The organism is Halorubrum tebenquichense DSM 14210 (assembly GCF_000337415.1).
GTDB classification, from domain to species: Archaea; Halobacteriota; Halobacteria; order Halobacteriales; family Haloferacaceae; genus Halorubrum; species Halorubrum tebenquichense.
Map to the genome: position 1 here is coordinate 1 of NZ_AOJD01000063.1, position 371 is coordinate 371.

The following is a 371-nucleotide window of genomic DNA, read 5'->3' on the forward strand; positions in this document are numbered from 1 at the left end:
GACGACAGGGTCGAACGACTGACGTCGCTTCTCGTCTCGGTCTTCAAACAACAGTCGCCGGACTACGTGGTTCCCGTACGTCGCCGCAATCGGCGCGTTCTTCGCAAGCGTCGTTGCTAACAACTCGGCATTGTCCTCCCCGTATCGCTCCGGGTGTCGGTTGTAGTCGGGTAAGCGAGCCTCCCAAACGACGTCAATATCGAGTAAATCGAGGACGTGAAACGCGGTTCCCGCGAGACCCATCGCCGTTTTCGTGATTCGACTCAGGTACTCGGACGTCTCACACTCGTAGTCCTCATGTGCAAGTGACCGCGTCATGTCGAGTAGCTCGTCTCTCGCGTCCTCGAGGACGTCGACGTACTCACCCGCCG

General features: G+C 58.8%; 1 pseudogene. It reads right to left on the reverse strand.

The window, feature by feature from the left end:
• Positions 1 to 371, reverse strand: a pseudogene (locus tag C472_RS12070) (transcriptional regulator); the annotation flags it as partial.